Genomic DNA, 21,592 nt, shown 5'->3' with positions numbered 1-21,592 from the left:
GAAGGAACTGCCATGCAGCAACTCATCGACTGGCTCGTCGCCACCATTGGCGCCATGGGCTACCCGGGCATCTTCATTCTCATGGCCATGGAAAGCTCCGTTTTCCCGGTGCCGAGCGAACTGGTCATGCCTCCGGCCGGTTATCTTGCCCACCGGGGGGAGATGAACCTCTGGCTCGCCATCCTCATCGGTACGCTGGGAAGCCTTGCGGGGGCCTATGCCAACTATTACGCCGCCCACTGGCTGGGGCGTCCCCTCATCCTCAAGTACGGAAAGTATGTCTGGATAACCGAAGAGAAGTTCGCGAAAGTTGAGACATTCTTCCACAAGCACGGCGAGATTTCAACCTTCATCGGCCGGCTCCTCCCCGTGGTGCGGCACCTGATTTCGCTCCCCGCCGGACTCGCCGGCATGCACCACGGGAAGTTCGCCTTCTACACCACGGCAGGAGCATTTTTCTGGGTGACGATCCTCACCTGGATCGGCTATTTCATCGGCCAGAACCAGGAACTGATCATGCGCTACTCCCACCAGGCGCTGATCTGGGTCATCATTTTCAGCATTGCGCTGGTGGCGGTTTATGTGCGGTGGCACCGACGAAAACAGGGCCGGGCGTAACCGGCAATCGCCCCACCACTCTCCCCAAAACAGATAACCCCGGAACAGCAGCCCGTTCCGGGGTTTTTTCTTTTCTGAAGCCTGCAGCGTCCTACTTCGGCACCTTCTCCCAATCCTTCAGGAAGCGCTCGATGCCGGCATCGGTGAGGGGATGCTTGGCAAGCTGGAGCATGACCGAGTACGGAATGGTGGCGATGTCGGCGCCGATGAGGGCGGAGTTCAGAACGTGGACCGGGTTGCGGACGCTGGCCACGATGATCTCGGCGGTGTAGCCGTAGTTATCGAAGATCGTCTTGATGTCATCGATGATCCCCATGCCGTCCTGGGAGATGTCGTCGAGGCGTCCCACGAAGGGAGAGACATAGGTGGCGCCGGCCTTGGCGGCCAGCAGCGCCTGCATGGCGGTGAAAATCAGGGTGACGTTGGTCTTGATCCCCTTCTGGGTCAGGGTGGAGCAGGCCTTGAGCCCCTCGGTGGTCATGGGGAGCTTGATGACGATGTTCTTGTGGATCTTGGCCAGTTCCTCGGCCTCGCGGATCATCCCGTCGTGCTCCAGGGAAATCACCTCGGCGGAAATGGGGCCGTCAACGATGCCGGCAATCTCCTTGATGACATCCTCGAACTTGCGCCCCGACTTGGCGATGAGCGAGGGATTGGTGGTGACGCCGTCCACGAGCCCAAGGGCATGGGCCTCGCGAATCTCGTTCACGTCTGCGGTGTCGATGAAAAACTTCATGCGTGTTCCTCCGGTTTTGATTGAGTATCTGTAGTGCTCGTATGTTCGACATTTGCCCGGTACTTCTCAAGGCAGGCCATGGAACAGAAATGGATTCGCTTTCCCTCGTGGCGGCCGATGACGGCATCATCCCCGGTGACGTAGACGCCGCAGACCGGATCCTGGAAGGTCTCTTCCTTCTCGGGCTCCTGAACCGCCGGTTTTTCTCCCCGATTCTTCTGCATGAGCCCCTGCACGATCTTGAAGCCCACATAAAACAGGATGAGGATTACAATCAGCCGCATCTAATAACTCCTAAACCTTTGTGACCCGCTCGCCGGAAGGAAGCGCCCGGAGCAGTTCATCGGCGCGGCGCCCCAGGCCGGGATGAATGACGGCGGGGGCGATCTCAGCAAGGGGGACCAGAACGAAACGCCGCTCGTGGAGCCGGGGATGGGGGATGACGAGCCCCTCACCGTCAAGGATGAGGTCGCCGTAGAGGAGGATATCCAGGTCCATGGAACGGGGCCCCCACTGAACCGCCCTCTTCCTCCGGAACACCTCGGTTTCGATTCTCTGGAGTTCCGTGAGCAGCAGGCTGGGGGAAAGGGACGTTTCAACCCTTATTACCGCATTCAGGAAATTGGGCTGTTCCACCGGGCCCACCGGCTCGGTATCGTAGAAACCGGAGAGGGCCGTGATGCGGGTCTGGGGAAGTTTGCCGATTTCGGCCACGGCCCGCAGCAGGTTCAGCTCCCGGTCCCCCTGGTTCGACCCGAGGGCTATGAAGACATTGGATTCCACCGCACGATTAGAGCACAACACGCCCGATTTTTCAACGCCCCTGACCGCCTTTACCGGTCCCCGGTCCCGGCCTCTCAGTGCAATTCCTCCCCCGTGGTGGTCATGACGAGCTTGCCGTGCTTTACCCCCTTCACGCCGATCAGCTCATCGGCAATCTTCTTCACCTCCCGGGCCTTGCCCCGCACCACCAGGACTTCGAGGCAATTGTGGGCATCCAGATGGACGTGAAGCGCCGAGACAATCTCGTTGTGGTGGGAGTGCTGCTGCTCGGTGAGCTTGTCGGAGAGGTCGCGGACATGATGGTTGTAGACAAGGGTCACCGTGCCGACGGTTTCCTCCTCGCCCCCCTCCCACTTGAGCTCCACCAGCGCCCCGCGGATCAGGTCGCGAATCGCCTCGGAGCGGTTCATGTACCCCTTTTCCTCGATGAGGCGGTCGAAATTCTCCAGCAGTTTATCGTCGATGGAAATGCCGAATCTGACGGTTTCGCCCATGGGTCTGTTCTCCTGCGGCTGGACTGAAAACTGTTGGATGATAGACCACTTCAGGCGGCAGGGGAATCTTTTTTTAGCGCTGATTCCGTAGTTTCCGCACCCCAAAGGAGATGAGGAACAGGGTGAAGTTCACCAGAATGATGGTCGCGCCGGCCGGAAGGTTGCCCAGAAAGGAAATGACGATGCCGGCCGCCACCGACAGAACCCCGAGGGCCACGGCAAGGGCGATGGCGGTCCGGAACCCGCGGGCCATCTGCAGCGAGGTGACCGCGGGGAGGATGAGGAGTGCCGAAATGAGCATGATCCCCACCACCTTCATGGCCAGCACCACGGTGAGCGCGGTGAGGAGGACGAGCACGGCGTTGATCCGGTCGACCCGGACCCCCGACGTGCGGGCAAGCTCCTCGTCGAAGGTGATGGCCAGGAGGTCGTGATAGAAGAAAATCACCGCCAGGCAGACGATGACAAAGAGAACCCCCGTCTGCCCCAGTTCGAAGGGGCTGATGGAGAGGATGTTCCCGAAGAGGTAGCTGAAGAGGTCCACGTTGAAGCCGCCGGCTATGCTGGCCAGCATTATGCCTATGGCGATCCCCAGGGACGAAACGATGCCGATTGCGGCGTCGCCGTAGATACGCGCCCGTTCGGCCAGCTTCAGGATGCCCAGGGCCGCCAGCAGCACGGCCGGTATGGCGGCAACGGCGGCGTAGGCCGACTGAAAGCGGAGGAAAAGGGCCAGCGCCACGCTCCCGAAGGTAACATGGGCGAGGCCGTCGCCGATGAGCGACAGTCGCCGCAGCACGAGGAACACCCCGAGCACCGAGCAGAGCGCCGCGATGAGGGACCCGGCCGCAAGGGCCCGGAGGAGAAAACCGTACTGGAATATTTCGAGGAAAGTCATAATAACCCTGAGTATCGCAGTTGAAAGTTGCCGAAATGAGAGCATCAGGGCTCTTTCGTTGCAATTCTTGGCGAAATGGAGCGTCAACAGCCGATAGTGTCTGAGCCCGCCGGGCGAGTTTATCGGCTGTAGCGAAGTGAGCCTGGAATTGTAGAAAGAGCACGTCAGCTCGAATGCAGGCAGCTTTCAACTGCCATTTCGCCCTTAATGCCTGTGACAGATCAGGTGCTGGCTGGAAGGGCCGAAAAACTCCGCCATTTCCGAAGAGCCGCAAAAATCGTCGAAGCCGCCATAAAAGACCAGGCGCTTGTCCAGGTAGAGGAGCTTCGAGGCGTAGCTGCCGATGGTGCCGCTGTCGTGGGTCACGAGAATGACCGTGGTTTCCCTCTCACGGTTGAGATCGCTGATGGCGCGGTAGAAACTCTCACGCGTCTCGGGGTCCAGGGCCGTTGTCGGTTCATCGAGCACGAGAAGTTCCGGTTCGTTGACAAGTGCCCGGGCCAGGAGCACCCGCTGCCGCAGCCCCCCGGAAAGCTCGCCGATGAGCCGGTTGCGGATGTCGCCGATCCCCATGAGTTCCAGCGCCCGGTCAACCGCCCCGGCATCCTCGCGGCTAAGGCGACGGGGAAAACGGCGGGCGGCCAAGAGCCCAAGCCCCACCACTTCGGCAACGGTGGCGGGAAAGTGGGGATTGAAGTGCTGGAGCCCCTGGGGGAGGTAGCCCACCCGCTGCCACTGGTCGAAAGATTCCAGCGGGGCGCCGAAGAGGCTCACCCCTCCCCGGTCGGGGCGGGCAAGCCCCAGGATGCAGCGGACAAGGGTGCTCTTCCCCGAGCCGTTGGGGCCGACGATACCGACATAGCTCCCCTTTTCCACGGCAAACGACACGTCGCACAGGGCATCGGCCCCCTGGTAGGCCAGGGAAAGACCGTGAACCGTAACAACCTCTACCGGCATTGGAGCCCCTTCCGAAGATTCTCGAGATTTTTCTCCATGAGCCCGATGAAGGTTACCCCCTTGTCCATATCGGTCTTGGAGACGGTATGGGCGCCATGGAGCATCAGTATCGAGGCGCCGGTTTCCCGGGCAATGGTTTCGGCAGTGCGGGGGTCGAGGAGTTCCTCGGTATAGATATGCTTCAAGCCTTCGGCCCGCACCTGCTTCACGAGCGCCGCCAGTTTCGCCGGGGTCGGCTCGGCATCGGCGGAAACGGCGTAGGCCGACTCGTAGCGAAGCCCGTAGCGGTTGGCCAGATAACCGAAGGCAAAATGCCCGCCATGGAGAACGGTCCGCGTGGCGCATGTGGCGAGCCAGGTGCGGTAGCGGTCGTCCAGTTCGGCCAGTTTGGCCCGGTAGGCGGCGGCGTTGGCCAGGTAGAGGGAACGGTTGGCCGGGTCCCGGTCGGCAAGGGCAGCGGCAATGGTATCCACCATAAGTTGGGCGTTGGTGAAATCGAGCCAGAGATGGGGATCCATCCCTTCACCGCCGTGACCGCGCTCCCCATCGTCATGGCCGGCGTGCCTGGCGCCATCGCCCGCCTTCAGGAATTTTGCGCCGCGGCTGGCATCGACCACCGTGAGCCTGCTGCTGCCTGCTCCCTTGACGATCTCGCCGGCCCACGGCTCCATGTAACGATTCGTATAGACGAACAAGTCCGCCCGGCTCACCCGGACAATGTCTTCGGGGCGGGGCTCGAAACTGTGGGGCTCCATGCCGGGAGGCAGCAGCATCACCACCTCGGCCTTGTCCCCCGCCACGACACGGGCAAACTCGTAAACCGGGAAAATGGTAGCCACAACCAGAAGCCTGCCGCCCCCCCCGGCCGCTTGCTCCGCCTGCTTCCGGCATCCGGCGGCGATAGCCGTCAGCATCAACACAAGCATGATAGCAACAATACGTCTCATGAATCCTCTTCGTTCGTCAGTTGGTGCAGCAGCAACAGGCAATAAGCGGCATTTGCGTTTGCCGCTCTAAGATACCCCTAGACCGGTGCTTGTCAAGGGGGAATCCCTCCGTTGACTCCCACCGGCAGATGGGCTACAGTGGCCGTAACTTTCACCACCGGCGGCCGGAAAGGAGATATGGCAATGCTCATGGGGAAGCTGGCGCACCAGGCGGACCTGATCGAAGCCCTCACCGATGCGGCCGGCGCCAATGGCGTCAGAGCCGGAGCAGTGCAGGTGGTCGGCGCCCTCCAGAAGGCAAAGCTCGGCTTCTATGACCAGTGGCGCAAAGCCTACCGGGAACTCCCCTTCGAAAGGCCCATGGAGATCGTTTCCGGCATGGGGAACGTCTCCCTTCGCGACGGCAAACCCTTTATCCACCTCCATCTCGCCCTGTCCGACGATGAGGGGAAGGTCTTCGGCGGCCACGCCCTGGGGGGGTGCACCATCTTCGCGGCCGAATTCTCCATCATGCCGCTGCCAGGGGAAGCGCCGGTTCGTGTTTTCGACGAGACCACCGGCCTCTATCTCTGGGAGAGGGCAATCTACCCGACAGAAGCATCCGGGGAAATTTCTCCCGAACTGGCGCGGGCACTACTTCAACCCTAATTTCACCGGCAACACCCTAGGATTTCATGAAGGCAGGATACAAACGGATACCAACCGCTGAAGAACAGGAGCTTGAGCGCAAGCGGCGGGAGTTCCACGCCCTTGAACGGCGCCTGGTCCGGCTCGAGCACGACCTGGAGGATCTCCGGGAGGAGATCAGGGAGTTCGAGAAGCTCTATGCGGTTAAAATGGCCGACCGGGTCCGCGAACTGGACCAGTTGCGCCAGGAATTATCCAGGGCCCGGGCGGAGGAGGTAAACCGCCTCCAAGGGAACGGCAACGGGCGGCGCAGTTACGGGCTCAGTGACGATGAACCGGAACCGGAGGAAATCCCCCGTTTGAAGCCGGAAGCCGGTGCAACGGCAAAAAGCGCGGGAATCCGCGAAGTCTACCGCAGGTTGGCCAAGGCAATCCACCCGGACCTGGCGGATTCGGACGAAGACCGCAAGCGCCGCCAGAAACTCATGGCCGAGGCAAACCGGGCATACGCCGAAGAAGACAGAGTCACCCTCCAGGCGATCATGGAAGAATGGGAGCTATCCCCGGAAACCGCCGTTGCCGTCGGTACCGCGGGGGAACTGGCCCTGGTCATCCGCCGCATCACGCGGGTCGTGGAGCAGATCAGGGGGGTCGAGCTGGAAATGGCCCGCCTCAGGAACACCGACCTCTACCGCCTTATCCAGCGGGTGCAGGACGCCCGGTGGCGGGGGCGCGACATCATGGACGAAATGGCGGCGAGACTCGATGACGAGATCCTTGCCATCTGCAGAACCCTGAACGCATCTGGCCGCAGCCGCAGCGCCTCCGGCGCTTCCGAAGCACCACCCACCCCTGCGCCGCCTCAGGCAGACACCTTCCGCACCGTCAAGTTCCCCACCAGCGGTGGTCCCATCGGCACCCTTTTCGTCCGGGAACGGAACTCCGGCAGCTTTCTGGACTGGAAACGGCTCGGCGAAGCATTCGGCAACGTGGCGGTACCTGCCGGAAAGGGGCTGAGGCTCGACATGCGCGAGGGAGCAGCCGACATGGGCCTTCTCGGCACTCTGCAAGCCGACGATCTCCAGGCCTGCTTCCTTTACGGCATTGCGGACGACGACCTGACCCACATCCTGGGTCTCAAGGGCATCACTGAACTTTACCTCTCCGGCGCAGGCATAACCGGCGAAGGCATCATCCACCTTCTGGAACTGAAAAACCTCGAACGGCTTTACCTCTACGACACCAGGGTCACCAGCGCCGGGCTCGCCTGCCTCAAGCATCTGCCGCGGCTGCGGTCTCTCACCCTCAGCAACGCTCCGGTAACCGACGGAGAGCTCGAACGCCTGCGGCTGGCTCTTCCGGGCTGCCGGGTCGTTATCCTCCAGAGCGGCAAACGGGGCTGAGGACTCAGGCAAAGACCTTCCCCAGCAAATCCAGAAGCCGCATATTCTCCTCCGCCCCCCGCACGGCAACCCGGAAAAACCGGTCCGAAAGCCCCCTGAATGATGAACAGTCCCGGATCAGGACCCGCTCGGCGAGAAGCCGTGCCGCCAGCTCCGGCGCCGAAGGGCCCGCATCGATGCGTACCAGGAGATAGTTGGCAGAGGAGGGATAGACCGTAAGCCCCGGCAGTGCGGCAATGCCGGAGGCAAGACGCTTCCGTTCCGCCGCCACAAGATCAAGGGTCCGGGCGGGGTACTCCCAGTCTTCCAGACAGGCAAGGCCGGCGGCCTGGGCCAGGGTATTGACGCTCCAGGGCTCCCGGGACGCCGCAAGCCGGGCAATAACCTCCCCGCTCCCCACGGCGTAGCCGAGCCGAAGCCCCGGAATGGCGTAAAACTTGGTCATTGAGCGAAGCACCACGGCCCCGCCCCCCTGGGCCACGAGTGATGTCGCCGACTCCTCCTCCCGAAAATCGATAAACGCCTCGTCTAGAACAAGGAAGGTGCCGCGGCTACGGCAGAGACGGAGAATCTCGGCCACGTCGTTGCCCGGAATCAAGGCACCGGTAGGGTTGCCGGGATTGGCCAGGAAGAGAAGATCGCATCCCCTTGCCAGCCGTCGGTCCAGGATCTCCAGAGACAGGGCAAACCCCTGATCCGGGTCCAGGTCCAGGTAGTCGATCTCCCAACCGGCACGGGTAAGGCTCTTGGCATACTCGGAGAAGGGAGGGGCGACGATAAGCCCCCGACCGCCGCCGACAAGCCGCGGCACCAGATAGATAAGCTCCGTGGAGCCATTGGCAACGCAGATATTTTCAGGGAGTAGATTGTGACGGCGGGCCAGGGCATCCCGCAGCTCCACGGCCCCGCTGTCGGGATAGTGGACGAGACGGTCAAAGGCGGCCGCAAGCGCTCCGCGCACCCCAACCGGTGGGCCGAGGGGGTTGATGCTCGCCGAGAAGTCGAGGATGTTGTCGGGGGAAACGCCCAGCCGGCGGGCAACGGCAAAGACCGTCCCGCCGTGGTCGAAGGTTTCTTTCATGGGACCGTGACACCTCTCAGCACAAAGAATCCCAAAAAGAGCAGGATAAGACCTTCGCTGCCGTACATGAGGCGGACGGCGCCCTGCCAGGCCGCGGCATCGAGGGGCTTGAGGGGATCGCCGATGACCGGTTTCGCCACCGGCTTGCCGAAGTAGCTGTTGGTGCCCCCCAGCTGAACGCCGAGCGCGCCGGCTGCCGCCGCCTCGGGGATGCCGCTGTTGGGTGACGAATGGTTACGGCCATCCCGCAGCATAATGCGCCAGGCATTGCGTCCCAACAACCCGATAAGTGGGGCGGCCAGCGCCATGAGAACCCCCGTGAGCCGCGCCGGCACGAGATTAGCCAGGTCGTCGAACCGGGCCGAAGCCCAGCCGAAGCGAAGATACCGCTCGTTCTTGTATCCGACCATGGAATCCAGCGTATTGACCGCCTTGTAGGCGAGGGAGAGTGGAGCCCCGCCGATCATGAGCCAGAACAGCGGCGCGATAACGCCGTCCGACGTGTTCTCCGCCACGGTCTCCACGGCGCCGCGCCAGATCTCCGGCTCGGGCAGCGCCTCCGTATCCCGCCCCACGATGAGGGAGAGGGCATGGCGGGCCGCCGGAAGGTCTCCCCTGGCGATGGCCCCGGCCACTCGACCCGACTCGCCGTGGAGCGAACGCGCCGCCAGGCAGGTCCAACCCAGAGCAGCCTCCACGGCAAACCCGGCAGCAGGATGAAGAAGCCAGGCTCCGCGAACAACTCCCCATGCCGTGCCGGCAGTTATCCCCACGACCAGAACCAGCAGCAGCACTCCGCCGAACCGCTCATTCGCCACAAACCGGCGGAGCAAGCGCTCAAGAGCGGCAACGAGCCGGCCGATTGCCACCACCGGATGGGGAAGCCAACGGGGATCGCCCAGCAGCCAGTCCAGGAACATTGAGGCAATGACAAGCGCCACTGCCCGGTCAGCACAACTCATGCACTCCCCTCGGGCCGCAGGAGGGTGCCGGATGGGAGCGGCGTCTCGTTAAGCGTGAAAAAGAAGGTCGCGCCCTCGTCCACGGCGCCCTCTGCCCAAATCCGGCCGCCATGCCTGCGGATGACCCGCGCCACGGTGGCAAGTCCCACGCCATTTCCGGGGAATTCATCAGGGGTATGCAGCCTGCTGAACGGGCGAAACAGCTTTTTCGTCTCCTCCGCATCGAAACCGGCGCCATTGTCCCTGATAAAGTAAACCCGCCTCCCCCCCTCGTCGCGGGAGCCGAACTCGATGGAAGCCTCTTCCCGTTGCGACGTGTACTTCCAGGCATTGCTGACCAGATTTTCCACCGCAAGGCCGAGAAGCTCCGCGTCACCATTCACCAGAAGGTCTCCCGTCCGGGCGAAGGCCACCCGCCGTTGGGGCTCGACCCGCAGAAGGTCGCCGATCACCGAACTGGCGATCGCCCCCATGTCCACCTGCTCCATGGTCAGTTGTTGGCAGGTGGCCCGGGCAAGGGCCAGCTGCGCATCTATGAGGGCATTCATGCGCACGGCAGCTTCATTGACGGAAACAAGCAACTCGCTCAGCGACGCATCGCCCTTCTCCTCGCACTCGGCGAGCGCCAGCTGCACATATCCGCTGATGCACGACAGGGGTGTCCTCAGGTCGTGGCTCAGGGCCGAGCTGAACTGTTTCAGATCGTCGTTGGCCGCCTCGAACTGCGCTGTCCGTTCCCTGACCCGCTGTTCGAGGAGCCGGGCAAAGGCGTCCAGATCCTCATGGGATTTTTCGAGACGCTCCGCCATGGAGTTGAACGATGCGGCAAGAGTGCCCAGTTCATCCGGACGCCGGATATCCAGCCGATGGGAGAGTTTTCCCTCGGCAATGGCTACGGTTCCGGCGGTAAGGGAGTCAAGGACGCGCATAATGGACCGGCTCGTCCCGAGGATGAGGCTGACAGCCACCACGAGGATTATGGAGACGGCGAGAACACCCTGCCAACGGGCGGCGGCAGCCAGGTTGAGCATCTGGGAACTGCCCGCGTCAAGGGAGCGGGAAATGATCGGCACGAGGTTTTTGTAGAGGATTCCCTCCATGCGGGTATTGGCCAGGGCTACAGCCTCCTGGCCGCGCCCCGATTTCTTGAGCTCCACGGCCTTTTGCATGAGACCTGCCAGTTCCTGGAAACTCCTGGTAACGGCCTCGGAATCTTTCAGGGCTGACGGGTCGCCATTTTGCGCCTTGCGTTGCATCTGGTGCTGAAAATCTTCCAAAGCATGGCCAGCCTCCCAACCGAGTCGCGAAAAATCATTACCAACTTCCTGGCGCTGGTCGAGCAGATACTTCATCAACTCCTTGAACTGAGCGGTCACATCGGCAAGAAGCCGGTTGGCGGCAAGGAATCCATCCAATGCCGCTTCGCCCCGCTCGATGTTTCGGCGCCCCTCGCCGGACATCCAGGGAATCCACCCCACGGTTATGAGCAGTTCGTGAAAGGCGACATGAACCTCCTCAGAGCCGTCACTCAGAGCCTTGTCCAGCGGCAGGAGCACCTCACGATCGAAATAGGGCTCCAGGCGGTCTCGGAACAACGCCATCGCCTCAACCCCGCGACCGGCGTCTTGAAGCTCGAAAAACCATTCGGCCGTCCGTACCCACGACTCATGGCGCTCCCGCACTTCCAACGCAAGCTCCAGGTCATCATCCTCGCCGGACACGCCCAGGGCTTTCTGGCGTTTGATGGCATCCAGCCAGACATTGAAGGCCCCGCCGATAACCTTGTCTTCCCTGTGGAACTCTTCCCGTGCCAGGGGATCGGCAATGGAAAGATAGTCGACGACCTCTTTCATCTGCTGGATCATCCCCGCCCTGGCAATGGCAATTCCCCTGAGGTACTCGACAGCGGGTACAAGGTGGCTCACCCGCGCATGGACCTGTGAGGAGGAATGGAACAGATAGCCCACAAACAGCGTCACGAGCAGCGCAATCAGGAAGATCAAAGCCTGAATCTTCCGCTTAATGGTCATCGACGCTCTCCTTCCGGCTGGCCGCCATCACGGCAACCCCCGCCGAGTCCGCACAGCGTCAGCAACCGCTCCATGTCCAGGTAAGTTTCGAGGTGTTTTGCCAGCAAATCGAAGGGATCGTCCCGCAGTTCCGCAGCGGGGCGCTCCTCGAGCCCCTTTGCCCGCCGCAGCTTATTGAGAAAAGCGGAGCGAAAGCCCGCGTTGTCGAAGATCCCATGAATATAGGTGCCGAAGACCCTGCCGTCACAGGAAACGGCGCCGTCCAGCACTTCCACCGGGCGGCCCGAGCGCTCCGTGGCCCGGGCAAAGGGGCGGACGCCGGGACCGAGTATCGTCTCCCCCATATGGATCTCGTACCCCTCCAGATCTCCCCGGCAGCGGGGAGCCACCTGGTACCCCGCCGGCAGTAGCTCCGCCAGGGCCTGGTGGGTGGTTTTCTTCTCCAGCATCACCGTCACCACGTCCAGAAGCCCCAACCCCTCGGCCTCCCGGATTCCCGACTCCACGGCATGGGGGTCCGAGACCCGTTTCCCCAGCATCTGGTAGCCGCCGCAGATGCCGACTATGGGCTCCCGGAAGGCCCGGATCGCCTCGAAGAGCCCCTGTTCCACCAGGAAGCAGAGGTCAGTGATGGTTGCCTTGCTCCCGGGGATGATGAGGAGATCGAGCCCCCGGAGCTGGTCCGCCCCCTCAACGTAAGTGAGGCGCACATCGGGCTCCGCCTCAAGGGCGTCGAAGTCGGTGTAGTTGGATATCCTCGGCAGCTTCACCACCCCGATCTTCAGCTTTTCAGCCGCCCCCCGGTCCCCGGCCCCCGATCCCCGCTTTTCCAGGGCAACGCTGTCCTCCTCCGGGATGCGGAAGCCGCTGAAGCACGGCACCACCCCCAGGACCGGCACGCCGGTCCGCTTCTCCACGAACTCGATTCCCGGCGCAAGGAGCGAAGGCTCCCCCCGGAACTTGTTGATGACGATGCCGGCGATCCGTTCCCGCTCCGCCGGCTCCAGGAGCTCCAGGGTCCCCACGATCTGGGCGAAGACCCCGCCCCGATCGATGTCGGCCACTAGAATTGCCCGGCACCCGGCCATCTCGGCCACCTTCAGGTTGGCGATATCGTGGGCCTTCAGGTTGATCTCGGCAATGCTCCCGGCCCCTTCGATGACCACAACGTCGTGGGCCGCAGAGAGCCTGTCGAAACTTTCCCGCACCTTCCCGAAGGCTGTCGGCTTGTAGTCGTGGTACTCCCGCACCGTCATGTTCCCTACAACCTCGCCCGCAACGATGACCTGGCTCCCCGTGTCGGAGGAAGGCTTCAGGAGAATCGGATTCATGTCCACATGGGGGGGGATGCCGCAGGCCGCCGCCTGCACCGCCTGGGCCCGGCCGATCTCCCCCCCCTCGGGAGTTACGGCCGAGTTGAGGGCCATGTTCTGGGATTTGAAGGGCGCAACCCGGAGGCCCCGGTTCTTGAGGATACGGCAGATGCCGGCCGTCAGAACCGATTTCCCCACATCCGAGGCGGTACCTACAATCATTAAAGACCGGGACCGGGAATCTAAAATCGGGGACCGGGAATTCAAAATCTGAACCGGTGAATCCTCCAACTGCTTATCAACTGCTTTTTCTTGCTTTGCCCTGGTCCCTGGTCCCCGGTCCCCGGTCCCGGCGGCATAGCCGCGCGGCGTCACCATCCGCCCTGCCGCATCGACGAAGGTGGAAGAGTTGCCCACTATCACGAGGGAAAACATGTCTATGGGGTGCTCAAGCATCCGCCCAAGGGTGGTGACGATGCGCTCTTCACCCTCCCGCATGGCATTGCGGACGATCCCCACGGGGGTATCCTGCGGCCGGGCGGAGAGGAGAATCTGCCGCGCCTCCTCGATCTGCCGGACCCGCCCCTTGCTCCGGGGGTTGTACAGGGCCACGACGAAATCGGCGGTGGCAGCGGCCACAAGCCTTCGCTCTATGAGATCCCACGGTGTCATGAGATCCGACAGGGAGATGACAGCGAAATCGTGCATAAGGGGCGCGCCGAGCACTGCCGCCGCCGCCTGTACGGCAGAAACGCCGGGAATTACCACAATCTCCGGGGGATCCGCCATCTCCGCCGCCAGCTCCAAAGCGAGCCCCGCCATGCCGTAGATGCCGGCGTCGCCACTGGAGACCAGCGCCACGGTCTTCCCCGAAGCGGCCAGGTCCAGGGCCTCGCGACAGCGCTCCACCTCTTTCATCATGCCGGAGGAGATGATCTCCTTGCCGGCAATAAGGGGATTTATCAAATCCAGGTAGGTCTTGTAACCCACCACGGCATCGGCAGAATCAAGGGCCTCGTTGGCCTGGAAAGTCATATGATCAAGGTCGCCGGGACCGATGCCGACGACGTAAAGTTTAGACATCAAAAACCTCGTATTTCAGCAATGGCGAGCGTAACGTTGCCGCTCTTGATCTTTGCCAGCAACAGGCGTCCTCCGTCGGATGCAAGCACTGCGGCCGGCTCGGCGACACCGGTGGCGCCGATGGCCTCCAGGGCATGGGCCGAGGGGGGTGACGGCACGGCAACTCCGTTCAATTCCCCGCTCTCGAAAAAGCGAATGGCCAGATCGTGCTCACCGGCAAAAGCCAGAAGTCCCGCCTCCTCACGCTTTGCCGCGGCGCTCCCGATGCAGGCAACGCTCTTCAGGGAGAGGAAGAGGCGCTTCATCTGGGCACTCACCACCTCTTCGATTTCCTCGGCACCGGTGCCGCTGTTGCAGCCGATGCCGAGCACCAGGTTGCGGGGACGCAGAACAAGGAGGGCATCTGCCTGGGATTGGGGAGGAAGCCGTCGGTTGGTGACGAATACGAACCCCCTGGCGCCGCTCTGGAGGGCTTCCACGAACGTATCGTGGAAGGAGAGCCGCGCCGCGCCGTGAAAGGCGGTCCGGACCCGGTCGGTGGGGTCCACCACGGCGATCTCTTCCCCCGCAAGGATGAGCGCGTTCAGGGTCTTCACTCGGCAGAGGTCGTCTATGGCCCATCCCTCCTCCTTGGCCAGCATGTCGAAGGAGGGGAGGCTGTTGGCGTCGGTGGCGGTAGTTATCACCTCACGGGCGCCGGTGATGAAGGCACAGCGGCAAGCAAGCTCATTGGCGCCGCCGAGATGTCCCGCCAGGAGGGAAACGGCGAATTTCCCGGCGTCGTCCATCACCACCACCGCAGGATCCACATCCTTGGCAACCAGGTGCGGGGCCACCATCCGGACAACGATTCCCGTGGCCATGATGAAGACGAAACCGTCGAAGAGGGGCCAGAGTTCCGCCACCAGTCCCTTAAGATCCCCGGAAAAGGGAATGGCCCCTTTCCCCGCCTGCCCGGCGAACTTCTGCAGGACGTAAAGCTCCCCGTTGCCGAACCCATCCCGCAACTGCGTGCCAAGCCGGGCGCCGTTGCGGGTTATGGCGATTATGGCGATGCTCATGACACCCAACCTCCTCTGCCGCATAGGCCGCAAAGGCCACAGAGAGAAAACTACGTGACAATCCCCTTCCGGAACTCGTGGGAAAAGCCCTTGTCGTACAGGAGCGACTTGCTCTTGAGACCTTCCCGCCGGGCTTTCAGCACATCCCCCACTAGGATGATGGCCTGCTTGCCGATACCGGCGTCCCGCACCTTTACGGCGATATCCGCCAGGGTTCCCTCCACCGACTGCTCGTCGGGCCACGACGCCCGGGCCACCACCGCTACCGGTGTCTTCGGCGTGTAGGCCCCCTCCAGGAGTTCAGCCACCACCTGCTCGATCATGGAAACCGACAGGTAAATAACCAACGTCGCCCCGAGCTTCGCGATCCCGGCCAGCTTCTCCCGCTCCGGCACCGGGGTCCGCCCCGCAAGCCGCGTGATGATGACGGTCTGGGAGACCTCCGGCAGGGTCAGCTCCTGCTTGAGGGTAGCGGCGGCGGCAAAGGCGCTCGTCACACCCGGCACCACGGCATAGCCGATGCCGAGGGCATCCAGCTCCGCCATCTGCTCCTGGATCGCCCCATAAATGGAGGGGTCGCCGGTGTGGAGGCGCACCGCCCGCTTGCCGTCCGCCACCACCCGGGCCAGGACCGCCGTGGTCTCTTCCAGGGTCATGGCGGCGGAGTCGTACACTTCCGCATCGGGGGCATAGGTGCGGACCAGTTCCCGATCCACCAGGCTCCCGGCATAGACGACGACATCCGCTTCCCGCAGAAGCCGGGCCCCCTTTAAGGTAATGAGCTCGGCATCGCCGGGGCCGGCGCCGACGAAATGGACTATATTTTTTTCAACCACAGAGGACACAGAGGATAACCTCTCCTTAGCCTTTTCCGTTCTACTTCCTGACAATCAAGAGCGACAGGTAATCTAGCTTTTCCCCCACCAGCCGCTCCAGATCGAAGACCACCTCTTCATCGGCGGAACCGACCCGGCGGACAAAGACTGCCTTTCGCTCCAGCCCCAGCTCCTTCAGCAGGGAATATATCCGGTCGAAGACCCGGTTCACCTTCATTAGGATGACGGTGTCGAAGTCGGCGAAGGTCCTGCGGAGTTCGTCATCCTCGTAGGTGGTGGGGAGGATGGCGATCCTCCCGGCGGCCATCCCCAGGGGGACGCCGGCAACGGCTGCGGCAGCGTTGATGCTGGATATCCCCGGCACAATCTCCACGGGGATCTCCGGGTAGCGCTCCCGGAAGATGCGATAGAGGTAGAGGAAGGTGGAGTAGAGGAACGGGTCGCCTATGGTGATGAAGGCCACATCCTTCCCGCCCCGGACCCGCTCGGCAACCTGGGCGGCAGCCTCATCCCAGAACGCCTCGAGCCCCTCCTGGTCCTTGCGCATGGGAAAAACCTGGGGAAGCACCTCCTGGCGGGAGGAATCAACGAGATCCGCCACGATGGACAGGGCGTAGCTGGCGGCATCGGCCGCGCCGGTGGGGGCGCAGATGACGTCGGCAGTGCGAATGATCCGCTCGGCCTTCCTCGTCAGCAGCTCCGGGTCGCCGGGGCCGACGCCCACGGCGTAAATCTTGGCAGTAGTATACGGCACAGCAAAAAGCTCCAGATTTTCCCTCACTCTTCGCCCTTCCAGGCGGTGATGATATAGACCGGATTGTGGGACTCGAACATCTTGTACTCGGTGAGCCCCTTGGTCTTGGCCACGTTGATGCAGGCCACCTCCACCCCATAGCCGTGATCCTCCAGGAACTCCACCGACTTGGTGAGGGTATCGAGGGTCACGGCGTTGAGTACTATGACACCGTCGGGCTTGAGGCGCCGGTCAACGGCATCAATGATATCCTCCAGCATGCCGCCGGAGCCGCCGATGAAGACACGGTCCGGATCCGGAAGCTCATCGAGCCCATCGGGAGCAAAAGCTTCGATGAGCGTCACATTACGGGCCACGAACTTCTTCAGGTTGCTGCGGATGAATGTGAGGTACTGGGAATTCCTCTCCAGGGCGAAGATCCGACCGTTTGGCATCAGATTCGATGCCTCGATGGATACGGAACCGCTCCCGGCACCGATGTCCCACATTACAAGATCATCCTGGAGCCTGAGCTTAGACAGGGTCACCGCCCGCACTTCCTGCTTGGTTATGAGCTTCTTGGCGGTGGCGAATTCTTCGTCGTCGATGCCGATGACCGGATACTGGGCCAGTTGGGGCTCCCAGGCCTTGATGAGTATGAGAATGTTCAGCTCCGCAGCCGGCAGCTCCAAAAGCCCCTTCACGTCGGTCCTGGTGAATTTCTCGCCGGTCAGCCCCATGTTTTCGCAGAGCCACGCCTCGTATCCCTCGGCGCCACGGACGATGAGCTCCCGGGCTATTGCCGCGGGGTTATTGGTTTTGTCAGTGAGAACCGCCACCTTCTCGGCGGCCACGATCCGGTCCACGGCCCCCTTGAGCCCCCGGCCATGAACCGAGACGAAGATGGCGTCGTCCCACGGTTCCTTGATCTGGGCGAAGGCATACTGGACGCTCGTCACGTTGGGAAATATCTCGATCCGATCCTTGGGAAGGTTGCGGAGCAGGAACCGGGCGATGCCGAAGAAGTTCGGATCGCCGGAACCGAGGACCACCGTCAATTTGTCGGTCGCCCGAAGCTGTTCCAGGAGGATGGAGAGGTCGCCCAATTCCTGCTTCTTACCGGCGAAATCGGGGAAAATGTCCAGGTGACGCTTATGGCCAATCAGGACCTCGGCCTTGCCGATAACCTCAAGGGCCTTGGCGCCGAACCCTTCCCACCCTTCAATGCCTGCGCCGATGAGATAGATTTTCTGGTGGGGCATGGGAACCTCCTCAATACCAAAATGATTCTCTGCCGGGATTTTACCCGAAATATAGCACTGTTGAATCGTACCCTGCCAGTAAAACCTTGATGTCGAGGGAAGGGGCCATCCGGCCGGCCGCCTCCCGTGCCCTGATGCATACGTGCTCAATGAGGGCACGATCGTGACCCGACTCCTCCAGCACCTGGCGGGCGGTGTTGTACCGGGACCAGGGACCGGGGACCGGGGACCGTGAATCCATCTCGCGGAGCCAGTCCGCAAGCATTTGCAGATCCAGCACCGACGAGGAGACATGGGTCTGCTCGTGGCCGCAGGCGATCTTGAGGAGCTTGGCGAACTGCCCCGCCAGTATGACGCGGCCAACCCCCTTGCGGGCGCAGGCCCGGAGCGCGTACCCCACATGGTCCCCCATCATCACATAGGCCTCTTCCGGAAACGCGGCCACCTTCTGAGCCACAATCTCGCTGGTCCTCCCCGTTGAGAGGACCACTGTCTCACAGCCGCAGGCCCGGGCCACGTCCAGGGCCGCATCGAGGGTATCGGTCCAGGCCTTGGCGGAGATGGGGCGCACGATGCCGGTGGTTCCGAGGATGGAGAGCCCCCCCACGATGCCGAGGCGGGCGTTCAGGGTCTTTTTCGCCAGTTCTTCGCCGTTTGGGATGGAAATGGTAACGTAGAGGGCCTGGGGGAGGCAGATGACGGAAAATTCTTCTTTCACCCCCTCAGTAATCATCCGCATCGGCACCGGGTTGATGGCCGGGTTTCCCACCCCCACGCCGAGGCCCGGCTTGGTCACCGTGCCGACCCCCTTGCCGCCATCCACAAAGACCATATTCCGGGCGCCGGAACGGTTCAGGGGCTCACGCCGGACCCGGGCGTGGATCTCGGCGCCGTTGGTGACGTCGGGGTCGTCCCCCGCGTCTTTCACCACGAAACAGGCGGCGGCACTGTCGTCGAACTCCTGCCCCCGAAGGCGGAAGAGCACCCGCTCTCCCCTGGGGAGGACAAGTTCCACCTCCTCCACGATACGCTGCTCCCGGAGCATCCGGGCCGCCCCCTTGGCAGCGGCGGCAGCGCAAGCACCGGTGGTGTAGCCGTGTCGGAGTTCTTTCCTGTCCATAGATGAGCGGCGGGAGGGCTGCCCCTACCCCGCCTCCTCCGCCAGAATCAGGAGCGCGTTCACCACGGCAGCGGCCACGTTGGACCCCCCCTTGCGCCCCCGGTTGGTGATGAAGGGAATGTCGGGAAACTCATCCTCCAGGGCCAGGAGCGCGTCCTTGCTCTCGGCGGCCCCCACGAATCCCACCGGAAGCCCCACAATCAGCTCCGGCCGCACCCCTTCCTCCCGAATGAGGCGCAGCAGCTCGAAGAGGGCGGTGGGGGCATTACCGATGACGAAAATGCCATTGCCCCTGTCTGCCGCCCCCTTGCGCATGGCCAGGATGGAGCGGGTAATCCCCTGTGCTTTTGCTTCCCTGGCCACATCCGGGTCGGCCACAAAGCAGGCGGCGCCGATACCGAAACGCCCGAGGCGCGGCTTGGCAATTCCCGAAAGGGCCATGGTCGTATCGGTGACGATCCCCAGCCCCTTCCGCAGGGCCTCCACGCCCCGGGAAACGGCCCGCGGCGAAAACACCATGGTGCGGGCATAGTCGAAATCGGCGCTCGTGTGGATCGCCCGCCGCACCACCGGCCATTCGGCAGGCCCCCAGGGATGGGGTCCCACCTCAGCGTCGATGATGCGGAACGATTCGGCCTCGATCTCCTCGGGGGCAAGATGGACCGACATCAGTGCCATCCCGTGGCGGTAAGGGCCTCTGCAATCCGCTCCACTTCCACCTCGGCCAGTTTTCGGTGAACCCCCAGGTGCCCCCCCATGGCGAACTCGACTTTGGGGTGGCGTTCCCGGGCCTGGGCCATCTCCTCGGGAAGGTCTTCCTGAACGTGGGCTCCCACGAAGAGGAAATAGGGCATCAGAAGTACCCGCTTCGCCCCTTGGGCAACGCAGGCGTCGATCCCCTGCTGGATATTGGGGAGGTGCTGCTCCCGGAACGACACCTCCACAATGTCGTAGCCGGTCATCTCCTTCACCATGGCGGCAATCCCGAGCACAGCATCATTGGCCTCGGGAATGCGGCTTCCATGGGCCATCAGTAAAATTGCGGTTTTCATGAACTGCTCCTTTTCATTTCCATTACCTCCACAATCTCCCGCCGCGCCTCGCCGATGGTGAGGGGAAGCCGCCGGAAGGGGAGGCCGTCTTCGTGTTTCAGTTGGTGAATCAGCTCGGCGATGTGGGGAAGGCGCAGCTTCACGTTTTCAAGTTCAGAGGGGGCGGTAAAGACCTCCTCCGGTGAGCCGCTACGGACTATCTTCCCCCGACTCAGAATGTGGAGCCGGTGGAGGAACAGGGGTACCAGGTCCACCGAGTGGGTCGCCATGACAACGGTCACCCCCTGGTCGCGGTTGAGCCGCGTCAGGAGCTCCATCATCCGGTACTCCCCCATGGGATCGAGGCCCGCGGTGGGCTCGTCCATGAGGAGCACCTCGTGCCCCATGGCCAGGAGCCCGGCGATGCAGACCCGCTTCTTCTGGCCGTAGCTGAGGGCGTGGATGTTCTTGCCGGCCAGCTCTCCCATCTCCACGGCGGCAAGGGCACCATCCACCCGCTCCTTTACCGCGGATTCCCCAACCCCCATGTTACGTGGGCCAAAGGCCACATCCTCGAAAACCGTATGGGCGAAAAGCTGGTCATCCGGATTCTGGAACACGAGCCCCACGGTCCGGTAGATGTCCCTGGGGTGGAGTTTCCGCACATCCCGGCCGTCCAGGAGCACCTGGCCGTCATAATCCTTCACCAACCCGTCCATGGCCCTGAGGAGTGTCGTCTTGCCCGATCCGTTGGAACCGAGGATACCGCAGAATTCTCCCCGCCCCACCTCAAACCGGATGTCGGCCAGGGCACGAGTGCCGTCGGAATAAGTGAATGCCCGAATGTCGACAGAAAGGCGAGCTACAGCCACCGTATCACCCCCATGGTCGCCACGAACAGGACCGACGCCGCCACCTCGCCCGCACGGAAGGGGCGGTGTTTCAGGAGGGGGAGATTACCGTCGTACCCCCGCTGCACCATGGCGGTGGTAATGGTCTGGCTGGTATCGAAGGCCTTGATGACCAGGGCACCCGCCAGCATCCCGAAGGAGCGGAGCCCCCGCCGGAAACCGGCATAGCCCAGACGGTTCCTCTGGGCACCGTAGACCACCTGGGCATCGTCGAAGAGGACGAAGAGGTAGCGCCAGGCAAAGAGAGCCACGTCGATGAAGCCCTGTGGAACCCGCAGCCACGCCAGGGCCGCCATAAGGCCGGTGAATGGGGTGGCAAAACCCACCGCCGCCACCACCGCAACGGCCCCGGCGATCCGCGCGGCAATGGCTCCCCCTGCAACAAGTCCGTCCCGGTGGGCAACGATCTCGAAACCCGGGATATTGATACTGAAAAGCGGTTCCGTCCCGCTGAAGAAGGTCTTGATGAGCAGGACAACAAGCGCGATGAAGAGGGGCTCGGCGAACCGCAGAAGGATAACCCTGGCCGGCACCCCCAGCCAAAGGCAGAGGGCAAGCCCGAGAGCGGCTGTCAGGAGCGGGAAGGCGAATCCCGTGCTGCTCAATACCATAACGAGAAGCGCCAGCGCGGAAATGAGCTTAACGCGCGGGTCGAGCTTAGTGACAGGGTGTTGTTGCGGTACGTGATGGGAAAGTCGGTGCATTT

General features: G+C 62.7%; 23 protein-coding genes. 3 read left to right on the top strand and 20 right to left on the bottom strand.

From position 1 onward, the window contains the following. The first annotated feature begins 12 nt into the window (after positions 1-12). The gene (locus JZM60_RS08140; RefSeq protein ID WP_207165252.1) at positions 13-618 is read left to right on the top strand and encodes a DedA family protein; all 606 of its coding nucleotides are present in this window, start codon (positions 13-15) and stop codon (positions 616-618) included. A gap of 91 nt (positions 619-709) precedes the next feature. Here the strand turns inward: JZM60_RS08140 and fsa are convergent, their stop codons facing one another. From fsa to JZM60_RS08105, 7 genes are all read right to left on the bottom strand, one after another. Beyond that, positions 710-1,354: a fructose-6-phosphate aldolase gene (gene fsa, locus JZM60_RS08135; RefSeq protein ID WP_207165250.1), complete on the bottom strand. Its 645-nt coding sequence runs from the start codon at positions 1,352-1,354 to the stop codon at positions 710-712. Continuing rightward, positions 1,351-1,638, bottom strand: a complete 288-nt coding sequence (locus JZM60_RS08130; protein ID WP_207165248.1) for a YHS domain-containing protein — start codon at positions 1,636-1,638, stop codon at positions 1,351-1,353. Before JZM60_RS08130 ends, fsa begins: the two co-directional genes overlap by 4 nt. 10 nt (positions 1,639-1,648) lie before the next feature. Continuing rightward, positions 1,649-2,137, bottom strand: coding sequence for a 2-amino-4-hydroxy-6-hydroxymethyldihydropteridine diphosphokinase (gene folK / locus JZM60_RS08125; protein WP_207165246.1), 489 nt, complete (start codon positions 2,135-2,137; stop codon positions 1,649-1,651). A gap of 74 nt (positions 2,138-2,211) precedes the next feature. Further along, the gene (gene nikR, locus JZM60_RS08120) at positions 2,212-2,631 is read right to left on the bottom strand and encodes a nickel-responsive transcriptional regulator NikR (RefSeq protein WP_207165244.1); all 420 of its coding nucleotides are present in this window, start codon (positions 2,629-2,631) and stop codon (positions 2,212-2,214) included. 73 nt (positions 2,632-2,704) lie between these two features. Then, positions 2,705-3,529, bottom strand: a complete 825-nt coding sequence (locus JZM60_RS08115; protein WP_207165242.1) for a metal ABC transporter permease — start codon at positions 3,527-3,529, stop codon at positions 2,705-2,707. Between the two features lie 204 nt (positions 3,530-3,733). Then, on the bottom strand, positions 3,734-4,486 hold the full coding sequence (locus tag JZM60_RS08110; protein WP_207165240.1) for a metal ABC transporter ATP-binding protein: 753 nt from the start codon (positions 4,484-4,486) through the stop codon (positions 3,734-3,736). Beyond that, entirely contained in the window at positions 4,477-5,433 is a 957-nt protein-coding gene (locus tag JZM60_RS08105) for a metal ABC transporter substrate-binding protein (protein WP_207165238.1), read from the bottom strand. The genes JZM60_RS08110 and JZM60_RS08105 overlap by 10 nt, the downstream gene beginning before the upstream one ends. A 177-nt stretch (positions 5,434-5,610) precedes the next feature. Between JZM60_RS08105 and JZM60_RS08100 the strand changes: the two genes are divergently transcribed. After that, complete coding sequence (locus tag JZM60_RS08100; protein WP_241426410.1) at positions 5,611-6,081, top strand: PPC domain-containing DNA-binding protein; 471 nt, start codon at positions 5,611-5,613, stop codon at positions 6,079-6,081. Positions 6,082-6,107: 26 nt separating this feature from the next. After that, positions 6,108-7,463: a J domain-containing protein gene (locus JZM60_RS08095; RefSeq protein WP_207165236.1), complete on the top strand. Its 1,356-nt coding sequence runs from the start codon at positions 6,108-6,110 to the stop codon at positions 7,461-7,463. Between the two features lie 4 nt (positions 7,464-7,467). Here JZM60_RS08095 and cobD read toward each other — a convergent pair whose 3' ends face one another. The 13 genes from cobD to cbiQ are packed head-to-tail and all read right to left on the bottom strand — an operon-like array spanning position 7,468 to position 21,590. Further along, positions 7,468-8,544 (bottom strand): threonine-phosphate decarboxylase CobD, encoded by a 1,077-nt coding sequence (gene cobD, locus JZM60_RS08090; RefSeq protein ID WP_207165234.1) that lies wholly within the window; start codon positions 8,542-8,544, stop codon positions 7,468-7,470. Then, positions 8,541-9,506: an adenosylcobinamide-phosphate synthase CbiB gene (gene cbiB, locus JZM60_RS08085; protein ID WP_207165232.1), complete on the bottom strand. Its 966-nt coding sequence runs from the start codon at positions 9,504-9,506 to the stop codon at positions 8,541-8,543. Before cbiB ends, cobD begins: the two co-directional genes overlap by 4 nt. Next, a complete protein-coding gene (locus tag JZM60_RS08080; protein ID WP_207165230.1) occupies positions 9,503-11,536 on the bottom strand; it encodes a sensor histidine kinase in 2,034 nt (677 codons plus the stop codon). The genes cbiB and JZM60_RS08080 overlap by 4 nt, the downstream gene beginning before the upstream one ends. Then, the gene (locus JZM60_RS08075; protein WP_207165228.1) at positions 11,533-13,932 is read right to left on the bottom strand and encodes a cobyric acid synthase; all 2,400 of its coding nucleotides are present in this window, start codon (positions 13,930-13,932) and stop codon (positions 11,533-11,535) included. The genes JZM60_RS08080 and JZM60_RS08075 overlap by 4 nt, the downstream gene beginning before the upstream one ends. After that, positions 13,932-14,993 carry a cobalt-precorrin 5A hydrolase gene (locus JZM60_RS08070; RefSeq protein ID WP_207165226.1) on the bottom strand — a complete coding sequence of 354 codons (1,062 nt, stop codon included), beginning with the start codon at positions 14,991-14,993 and terminating at the stop codon, positions 13,932-13,934. The genes JZM60_RS08075 and JZM60_RS08070 overlap by 1 nt, the downstream gene beginning before the upstream one ends. A gap of 50 nt (positions 14,994-15,043) precedes the next feature. After that, positions 15,044-15,829: a precorrin-4 C(11)-methyltransferase gene (gene cobM / locus JZM60_RS08065; RefSeq protein WP_207165224.1), complete on the bottom strand. Its 786-nt coding sequence runs from the start codon at positions 15,827-15,829 to the stop codon at positions 15,044-15,046. 40 nt (positions 15,830-15,869) lie between these two features. Next, a complete protein-coding gene (cobI, locus tag JZM60_RS08060; protein ID WP_207165222.1) occupies positions 15,870-16,583 on the bottom strand; it encodes a precorrin-2 C(20)-methyltransferase in 714 nt (237 codons plus the stop codon). A gap of 23 nt (positions 16,584-16,606) precedes the next feature. After that, on the bottom strand, positions 16,607-17,824 hold the full coding sequence (gene cbiE, locus JZM60_RS08055; protein ID WP_207165220.1) for a precorrin-6y C5,15-methyltransferase (decarboxylating) subunit CbiE: 1,218 nt from the start codon (positions 17,822-17,824) through the stop codon (positions 16,607-16,609). A 40-nt stretch (positions 17,825-17,864) separates the two neighbouring features. Continuing rightward, entirely contained in the window at positions 17,865-18,944 is a 1,080-nt protein-coding gene (locus JZM60_RS08050; RefSeq protein WP_207165218.1) for a cobalt-precorrin-5B (C(1))-methyltransferase, read from the bottom strand. Positions 18,945-18,968: 24 nt separating this feature from the next. After that, complete coding sequence (locus JZM60_RS08045) at positions 18,969-19,613, bottom strand: precorrin-8X methylmutase (protein WP_207165217.1); 645 nt, start codon at positions 19,611-19,613, stop codon at positions 18,969-18,971. Beyond that, positions 19,613-19,996 carry a sirohydrochlorin chelatase gene (locus tag JZM60_RS08040; protein WP_207165215.1) on the bottom strand — a complete coding sequence of 128 codons (384 nt, stop codon included), beginning with the start codon at positions 19,994-19,996 and terminating at the stop codon, positions 19,613-19,615. Before JZM60_RS08040 ends, JZM60_RS08045 begins: the two co-directional genes overlap by 1 nt. Then, entirely contained in the window at positions 19,993-20,847 is an 855-nt protein-coding gene (locus tag JZM60_RS08035; RefSeq protein WP_207165213.1) for an energy-coupling factor ABC transporter ATP-binding protein, read from the bottom strand. The genes JZM60_RS08040 and JZM60_RS08035 overlap by 4 nt, the downstream gene beginning before the upstream one ends. Then, positions 20,838-21,590, bottom strand: a complete 753-nt coding sequence (gene cbiQ / locus JZM60_RS08030) for a cobalt ECF transporter T component CbiQ (RefSeq protein ID WP_207165211.1) — start codon at positions 21,588-21,590, stop codon at positions 20,838-20,840. Before cbiQ ends, JZM60_RS08035 begins: the two co-directional genes overlap by 10 nt. Positions 21,591-21,592: the final 2 nt, after the last annotated feature.

It is taken from the genome of Geobacter benzoatilyticus (genome assembly GCF_017338855.1).
Classification (GTDB): domain Bacteria; phylum Desulfobacterota; class Desulfuromonadia; order Geobacterales; family Geobacteraceae; genus Geobacter; species Geobacter benzoatilyticus.
This window is presented reverse-complemented; position numbering and strand designations above follow the sequence as displayed.

Excerpts from the sequence above, each read along its gene's own strand:
- cbiE (WP_207165220.1), bottom strand. The coding sequence starts at position 17,824 with ATGCCCCACCAGAAAATCTATCTCATCGGCGCAGGCATTGAAGGGTGG.
- nikR (WP_207165244.1), bottom strand. The coding sequence starts at position 2,631 with ATGGGCGAAACCGTCAGATTCGGCATTTCCATCGACGATAAACTGCTG.
- JZM60_RS08045 (WP_207165217.1), bottom strand. The coding sequence starts at position 19,613 with ATGTCGGTCCATCTTGCCCCCGAGGAGATCGAGGCCGAATCGTTCCGC.
- JZM60_RS08040 (WP_207165215.1), bottom strand. The coding sequence starts at position 19,996 with ATGAAAACCGCAATTTTACTGATGGCCCATGGAAGCCGCATTCCCGAG.
- JZM60_RS08130 (WP_207165248.1), bottom strand. The coding sequence starts at position 1,638 with ATGCGGCTGATTGTAATCCTCATCCTGTTTTATGTGGGCTTCAAGATC.
- fsa (WP_207165250.1), bottom strand. The coding sequence starts at position 1,354 with ATGAAGTTTTTCATCGACACCGCAGACGTGAACGAGATTCGCGAGGCC.
- cobD (WP_207165234.1), bottom strand. The coding sequence starts at position 8,544 with ATGAAAGAAACCTTCGACCACGGCGGGACGGTCTTTGCCGTTGCCCGC.
- cbiB (WP_207165232.1), bottom strand. The coding sequence starts at position 9,506 with ATGAGTTGTGCTGACCGGGCAGTGGCGCTTGTCATTGCCTCAATGTTC.
- JZM60_RS08070 (WP_207165226.1), bottom strand. The coding sequence starts at position 14,993 with ATGAGCATCGCCATAATCGCCATAACCCGCAACGGCGCCCGGCTTGGC.
- JZM60_RS08075 (WP_207165228.1), bottom strand. The coding sequence starts at position 13,932 with ATGTCTAAACTTTACGTCGTCGGCATCGGTCCCGGCGACCTTGATCAT.
- JZM60_RS08110 (WP_207165240.1), bottom strand. The coding sequence starts at position 4,486 with ATGCCGGTAGAGGTTGTTACGGTTCACGGTCTTTCCCTGGCCTACCAG.
- JZM60_RS08115 (WP_207165242.1), bottom strand. The coding sequence starts at position 3,529 with ATGACTTTCCTCGAAATATTCCAGTACGGTTTTCTCCTCCGGGCCCTT.
- JZM60_RS08080 (WP_207165230.1), bottom strand. The coding sequence starts at position 11,536 with ATGACCATTAAGCGGAAGATTCAGGCTTTGATCTTCCTGATTGCGCTG.
- JZM60_RS08095 (WP_207165236.1), top strand. The coding sequence starts at position 6,108 with ATGAAGGCAGGATACAAACGGATACCAACCGCTGAAGAACAGGAGCTT.
- JZM60_RS08100 (WP_241426410.1), top strand. The coding sequence starts at position 5,611 with ATGGCAATGCTCATGGGGAAGCTGGCGCACCAGGCGGACCTGATCGAA.
- JZM60_RS08050 (WP_207165218.1), bottom strand. The coding sequence starts at position 18,944 with ATGGACAGGAAAGAACTCCGACACGGCTACACCACCGGTGCTTGCGCT.
- JZM60_RS08105 (WP_207165238.1), bottom strand. The coding sequence starts at position 5,433 with ATGAGACGTATTGTTGCTATCATGCTTGTGTTGATGCTGACGGCTATC.
- cbiQ (WP_207165211.1), bottom strand. The coding sequence starts at position 21,590 with ATGCACCGACTTTCCCATCACGTACCGCAACAACACCCTGTCACTAAG.
- JZM60_RS08140 (WP_207165252.1), top strand. The coding sequence starts at position 13 with ATGCAGCAACTCATCGACTGGCTCGTCGCCACCATTGGCGCCATGGGC.